Source organism: Phaeobacter sp. HF9A (genome assembly GCF_011806385.1).
Lineage (GTDB): Bacteria > Pseudomonadota > Alphaproteobacteria > Rhodobacterales > Rhodobacteraceae > Epibacterium.
Genome location: NZ_JAATOX010000165.1, coordinates 1 through 6686 on the forward strand (window position 1 = coordinate 1; position 6686 = coordinate 6686).

Sequence of the window (6686 nt, forward strand, 5' to 3'; positions counted from 1 at the left end):
GGCGCTTCGGCCTTTGCCGGGCTGATGGGCCAGCGCATCGCCTCCCCCGGGGTGACGGTGCTTGACGATGGCACCATCCCGGACCGGCGCGGCTCCATCACCGTGGATGACGAGGGCACGCCGAGCCAGAAAACCACCCTGATCGAAGACGGCATTCTGGTGGGCTATATGCAGGACCGGCAGAACGCGCGGCTGATGGGGGTGGAGCCCACCGGCAATGGCCGCCGTCAGAGCTACGCCCATGCGCCTATGCCAAGGATGACCAATACATATATGTTGGGCGGCGACAGCGCGCCCGAGGATCTGGTGAAGGATATAAAGGACGGCATCTGGGCCGTCGGCTTTGGCGGCGGTCAGGTGGATATCACCAATGGCAAGTTCGTCTTTTCCTGCACCGAGGCCTATCGCGTGAAGAACGGCCAGATCGGCGCCCCCGTCAAAGGGGCGACGCTGATCGGCGATGGCGCCACCGCGCTGCAACAGATCCGGGGGCTGGGCAATGACATGGCGCTGGACCCCGGCATGGGCAACTGCGGCAAGCAAGGCCAATGGGTGCCAGTGGGCGTTGGCCAGCCCAGCGTGCTGATGGGCGGGCTGACGGTTGGTGGCTCCGCCACCTGAACCTGCCGGGCGGCGCCCCCCCGCTGCGCAAGACATCCCCTGCGTGCATTTGTGATGGCGATTCCCGATTAGGGGAATCGCCAGATCTATTTTTAGTGCCCCGATATCGCGCCCTGCCCTGCCTGCGTTACCCAATTCACGCTTGTTTAACGAAGGTGACAAAAGGGCCTGATTTCAGTAGGATTTCGGCCTCAAATTTACCAAAAATCGCGCCAGAAACCGTCGGCGGCGGCGGGGAAATCCAGCGATGAGCGCATAAATAATCACGTGATTACATATGCCTAGGGAAAAGTGCGGAAAAATCTCCATAAACTTTCCCGATCTTCACCACCTGTTAACCCCTTAAGCCGTAAACCTAGTCTTGCAACAAGGCGAGGCGAGGGCATGACCGGAGAAGCAAATTCTTCCACTCACCCCCCACTCCCACCCACCACGGAAGATCAAAGGTATTCCTGGCTTCGTCTGTTGCGCTCCCGAGGAATCGGGGTTGTGACCTTCCATCGGCTCATCGCCGAATATGGAACAGCGCAGAATGTGCTGGAAATGCTGCCTAAACTGGCGGCGACTGCGGGCGCCCACGGGTATGAAACATACTCAGAAGATGCATTGGACGCCGAGTTCACAAAAGCAAAAGCCGCCAATGCGCGGCTTTTGTGCTTTGGAGATCCCGACTATCCCGCCCTTCTGGCCAGCGTGCCAAACCCGCCGCCCGCGCTTTGGGCGATTGGAGATCTGTCGCTGCTGAACCGGCCCGCCGTGGCCATCGTCGGCGCGCGCAATGCCTCCTCGCTGGGGCGCCGCATGGCCTATGCGCTGGCGCGGGACCTGGGCGAAGCGGGCTATGTCGTGGTCTCCGGCCTCGCCCGGGGCATCGACGCCAGCGCCCATGAGGGCGCACTCGCCAGCGGCACTATCGCGGTGCAAGGCGGCGGTGTTGACATTATATATCCCACTGAGAACACCCGCCTTGCCCATGCGATTGCCGATCAGGGCCTGCGCCTGTCGGAACAGCCCATGGGCCTGCAGCCGCAAGCGCGCCATTTCCCGCCGCGCAACCGCATCATCGCCGGCAGCAGCCTCGTCACCATCGTGGTGGAGGCCGCCGTCAAATCCGGCAGCCTGATTACCGCGCGCGACGCGCTCGATCTGGGGCGCGAGGTGATGGCGGTGCCCGGACATCCCTTTGACGCCCGCGCCAGCGGTGGCAACCTCTTGATCCGTGACGGCGCGATGCTTGTGCGCAACGCCCGGGACGTGATCGACGCGCTGCCGCCGGTGGAAGCCCCGCGCCCCCGACGCCCGCGCATCGGCGATCTACCGCCACCGCCGCCGGAAAAACGCAGCCTGCGGCAGACCGCCGCGCTGCACCAGCGCATTCTGGACCGGCTCGCCGCCGCGCCCACCCCTGAGGGCCAGCTCATCGAGGACCTCCAGAGCCCAGCCCGCAAGGTCCGCAGCGTATTGACCGACCTCGAACTCTCCGGTCAGATCGACCGGGGTCCCGGGGGCGTGATTGTCAAAAAACAGCAATGATCAAGCGCGCAAAAGTGACGACACCTACGCCGATTGGACCATGGCTTTCTTCCCACGGATTGACATTCTCCCCTTGCGCGCCACATGTTGCCTCGCCATAGACCGCGTTTGAACCCGTCCAAAAAGGTACCTTTATTTATGCCAGTCGTCGTTGTCGAATCCCCGGCCAAAGCAAAAACAATCAACAAATATCTGGGCTCCGACTACACCGTTTTGGCATCCTACGGGCACGTCCGGGATCTGCCTGCCAAGAACGGTTCGGTGGAACCAGACGACGATTTTGCCATGACCTGGGAGGTCGGCAATGACAGCAAGAAACACGTCCGCGCCATTGCCGAGGCGCTGAAGGAAGACAACGCATTGATCCTCGCGACTGACCCTGATCGCGAAGGCGAGGCGATTTCCTGGCACCTGCAAGAGGCGCTGACCAAGCGGCGCTCGATCAAGAAGGACACGCCGGTAAGCCGGGTGACCTTCAACGCGATCACCAAGGACGCGGTGACCGAGGCGATGAAGAACCCGCGCCAGGTCGATATGCCGCTGGTGGAGGCCTATCTGGCCCGTCGCGCGCTGGATTACCTCGTGGGCTTCAACCTCTCGCCGGTTCTGTGGCGCAAACTGCCCGGGGCGCGGTCTGCGGGTCGGGTGCAATCGGTCTGCCTGCGTCTGATTGTGGAACGCGAGATGGAGATCGAAGCCTTCAAACCGCAGGAATACTGGTCGGTGCGTGCCAATCTGGCGACCCCGCGCGGCCAGTCCTTTGAGGCGCGGCTGACAGTTCTGGGCGGCGAGAAGCTCGATAAATTCAGCCTTGCCAATTCCACCGCCGCCGAACTGGCGGTGCAGGCGGTCACCAGCCGCAAGATGTCGGTTCTGTCGGTGGAGGCCAAACCGGCGGCGCGCAACCCCTCGGCGCCCTTCATGACCTCGACCCTGCAACAGGAGGCCAGCCGCAAGTTCGGCATGGGCGCGCGCCAGTGTATGAACGCGGCACAGCGGCTTTATGAGGCCGGGCTGATCACCTATATGCGGACCGATGGGATCGACATGGCGCCCGAAGCAGTCGCCGCGGCGCGGGACGAAATCGCCAACCGCTACGGCAAGGATTATGTGCCGAGCGAGCCGCGCATCTACAAGAACAAGGCCAAGAACGCACAGGAAGCGCACGAATGTATCCGCCCCACCGACATGAGCCGCGACGCCGCGAGCCTCAAGGTCTCTGAGGAGGATCAGCGCAAGCTTTATGATCTGATCTGGAAGCGCACCCTGGCCTGCCAGATGGCGGGCGCCCGGATGGAGCGCACCACGGTTGATGTGGGGTCCGACGACAAGCAGGTTGTGCTGCGCGCCACCGGTCAGGTGGTTCTGTTTGACGGTTTCATGCGCGTCTATGAAGAAGGCCGCGATGATGTGGTCGATGAGGACGACAAGCGCCTGCCGCAGATCATGCAGGGCGAGGCGCTGAAATTCGCAGGTTCGCTGGCGGCGCAGGCAGAAAAGGCCGGGGCCCAGGCCTCCTGCCTCTCTGATGACAAGGCGACGCTGGCGCTGCAACACCACACACAACCGCCGCCGCGCTATACCGAGGCGACGCTGGTCAAACGGATGGAAGAGCTGGGCATTGGCCGCCCCTCCACCTATGCCAGCGTGATCACCACGATTCAGGACCGCGATTACGTCCGCAAGGACAAGAACCGGCTGATCCCCGAGGACAAGGGGCGGATCGTCACCATCTTCCTGCTGAACTTCTTCAAACGCTACGTGGAATATGATTTCACCGCCGCGCTGGAGAGCCAGCTGGATGACGTGAGCGCGGGCGAGAAGGATTATAAGGCGCTGCTGGACAGTTTCTGGCGCGATTTCTCGGCGGCGATTTCGGAAACATCCGATCTGCGGATTTCCGAGGTGCTGGATGTGCTGGACGAAGCCCTGGCGCCGCAGCTTTATCCGCCGCGCGAGGATGGCGGCGACCCGCGGCTCTGCCCGAAATGCGGCGCCGGTCAGCTGCACCTGAAAACCTCGCGGACCGGCGGTTTTGTCGGCTGCGGCAATTACCCCGAATGCAACTATACCCGCCCCATCTCCGGCGAGGGGGCCGAGGGCTATGAGCGCATTCTGGGCGAGGACGACGGCGATGAAATTCACCTAAAATCCGGCCGCTTTGGCCCCTATGTGCAACGCGGCGAGGTGACGCCAGAGAACAAGAAGCCGCCACGTTCCTCGCTGCCGAAACAGGGCAAGGATTTCCTGCCCGGCTGGGGGCCCAATGAGGTCACGCTGGAACAGGCGGTGACCCTCCTGACCCTGCCGCGCGAGATCGGCGCACACCCGGATGGGGGCATGGTTTCGGCGAACCTTGGCCGCTTTGGTCCCTACATCATGCATCAGCGCCCGGATGAGGAAAAACCGGTCTATGTGAACCTCAAGGAGACGCTCGACGTCTTTGAGATCGGCATGAACCGCGCGGTGGAAATGCTGGCGGAAAAACGCGCCAACCCGGGGCGCGGACGTGGTCGTGCGGCGGCAAAGGCGCTGAAGGAGCTGGGCGAACACCCCAGCGAGGGCGGCCCGGTGAATATCATGGATGGCCGCTATGGCGCCTATGTCAAATGGGGCAAGGTCAACGCCACATTGCCCAAGGATGTCGAGGCCAAAGACGTCACCATGGAGATGGCGGTTGAGCTGATCACCGAGAAGACGGGCAAATCCGGCAAGAAGAAAGCCCCCGCCAAGAAGACCGCAGCCAAGAAGAAGGCCGCCCCGAAAAAGACAGCGGCCAAGAAAAGCGCCACGGCCTCGGACGAATAGCAAAGGCGGGGGCGCTCCCGCCCGTCAAGGAGGCACCAGGGTGCCCCCTTTCCCGTTGGGCCCGGCGCCGCGCTGACGCGCGGCGCTTTGCGTTTATCCGCCGATGATCCGCTCAAACTCAACGGGCGCAGCGATCCTGGGTGACAGGCTCTGAAACCTGTGCACATGCTGGGCGGCGCGGTCTTTGTCTTGAGAGTGATCGCGGCAAGCTGCTCTGCCAGATCCCTGGCGGGGCCATAGGTATCGGAGTTTATTATGTTGAAATGTTTACTGGCCACCGCAATCGCGGCGTCCTTGGCACCATTGGCCGTGACCGCGCAGATGGCATCGGCCGAATTGATCAATACCGCCGGAGCGCCCATTGGCACCGCCACCCTCACCCAGGGACCAAACGGCGTTCTGGTGCATGTCAAAGTGACAGGGCTTGAACCGGGAAAACACGGGCTGCATCTGCACAGCCATGGGGTTTGCGCCACCGAGGACGGGTTTAAGTCTGCCGCCGGACATGTGGGGCTCAAGGAGGGTGGCCATGGGTTGATGAACCCCGAGGGGCCGGAGCCGGGCGATCTGCCGAACCTGTTTGTGGCCGCCGACGGCAGCGGCCAGATGGAGGCGTTTTCCGACATGTTGTCGCTGGAGGGGGGCGCAAACGGGTTGCTGGATGCGGATGGCTCCAGCTTTATCATCCACGAGAACGGCGATGATCACCTAAGCCAGCCCATTGGTGGCGCCGGGGCGCGTGTGGCCTGTGGCATTCTGACGATGAAATAGCGCCCCCCCCTGCCCCGGCGCGTTGTCGGTAGAAATACGCAGAGCCTTCCGTATTCGTTGACTCGACATAGCCGCCGGGGTGATTAGCTTGACCCAGAGGAAATGGAAGGGAGAGTTCCATGAAGAAGATATATGGCTCCGCCGCCGAAGCCCTGGATGGGGTGCTGTTTGACGGCATGACCATCGCGGCTGGTGGCTTTGGGCTCTGCGGTATTCCCGAATTACTGCTGGAGGCGATCAAACAGGCCGGCACCAAGAATTTGACCTTTGCGTCCAATAACGCGGGCGTGGATGATTTTGGCATCGGCATTCTGCTTCAAACCAAGCAGGTCAAGAAGATGATGTCGTCCTACGTGGGCGAGAACGCCGAGTTCATGCGCCAGTATCTGTCCGGCGAGCTGGAGCTGGAGTTCAACCCGCAGGGCACCCTGGCCGAGCGCATGCGCGCCGGTGGCTGTGGCATTCCCGGCTTTTACACCAAGACCGGCGTCGGCACCCAGATCGCCGAGGGCAAGGAAGTGAAGGTCTTTGACGGCGAGGAATATATCCTTGAACGCGGCATCGTTGCCGATCTGTCGATCGTGAAGGCGTGGAAAGCGGATGAGACCGGCAATCTGGTGTTCCGCAAGACCGCCCGCAACTTCAACCCGCCCGCCGCCATGTGTGGCAAGATCTGCGTGGTCGAGGTCGAAGAGATCGTCCCGACCGGCAGCCTGGATCCCGATCACATCCACCTGCCCGGCGTTTATGTGCACCGTCTGATCCAGGGCGAGCATGAAAAACGCATCGAAAAAGTGACCACCCGTCCGCGTGAGGAGGCTTGATCCATGGCTTGGGACCGCAACCAGATGGCCGCACGGGCGGCACAGGAACTCGAAGACGGCATGTATGTGAACCTCGGCATCGGTATTCCGACGCTGGTGGCCAACTATGTCGGCGACAAGGATATCACG

Annotated in this window: 6 protein-coding genes; all 6 read left to right on the plus strand. The window is 62.2% G+C overall.

Annotation, left to right across the window (positions count from 1 at the left end; genetic code table 11):
* Nucleotides 1-621, plus strand: a 621-nt coding sequence (locus HCZ87_RS18990) for a TldD/PmbA family protein (protein ID WP_254868704.1), incomplete at its 5' end; no start/stop codon positions are given.
* 384 nt (nucleotides 622-1005) lie between these two features.
* Nucleotides 1006-2154, plus strand: a complete 1149-nt coding sequence (gene dprA, locus HCZ87_RS18995) for a DNA-processing protein DprA (RefSeq protein ID WP_167646390.1) — start codon at nucleotides 1006-1008, stop codon at nucleotides 2152-2154.
* Nucleotides 2155-2292: 138 nt separating this feature from the next.
* The gene (topA, locus tag HCZ87_RS19000) at nucleotides 2293-4962 is read left to right on the plus strand and encodes a type I DNA topoisomerase (RefSeq protein ID WP_167646393.1); all 2670 of its coding nucleotides are present in this window, start codon (nucleotides 2293-2295) and stop codon (nucleotides 4960-4962) included.
* Nucleotides 4963-5217: 255 nt separating this feature from the next.
* The gene (locus HCZ87_RS19005) at nucleotides 5218-5733 is read left to right on the plus strand and encodes a superoxide dismutase family protein (protein ID WP_167646395.1); all 516 of its coding nucleotides are present in this window, start codon (nucleotides 5218-5220) and stop codon (nucleotides 5731-5733) included.
* Between the two features lie 119 nt (nucleotides 5734-5852).
* Nucleotides 5853-6557, plus strand: coding sequence for a CoA transferase subunit A (locus HCZ87_RS19010; protein WP_167646397.1), 705 nt, complete (start codon nucleotides 5853-5855; stop codon nucleotides 6555-6557).
* A gap of 3 nt (nucleotides 6558-6560) precedes the next feature.
* The coding region (locus tag HCZ87_RS19015; RefSeq protein ID WP_303048861.1) for a CoA-transferase at nucleotides 6561-6686 on the plus strand (126 nt) is incomplete at its 3' end.

Coding starts and splice junctions, on each gene's coding strand:
- dprA (WP_167646390.1), top strand. CDS start 1,006: ATGACCGGAGAAGCAAATTCTTCCACTCACCCCCCACTCCCACCCACC.
- topA (WP_167646393.1), top strand. CDS start 2,293: ATGCCAGTCGTCGTTGTCGAATCCCCGGCCAAAGCAAAAACAATCAAC.
- HCZ87_RS19005 (WP_167646395.1), top strand. CDS start 5,218: ATGTTGAAATGTTTACTGGCCACCGCAATCGCGGCGTCCTTGGCACCA.
- HCZ87_RS19010 (WP_167646397.1), top strand. CDS start 5,853: ATGAAGAAGATATATGGCTCCGCCGCCGAAGCCCTGGATGGGGTGCTG.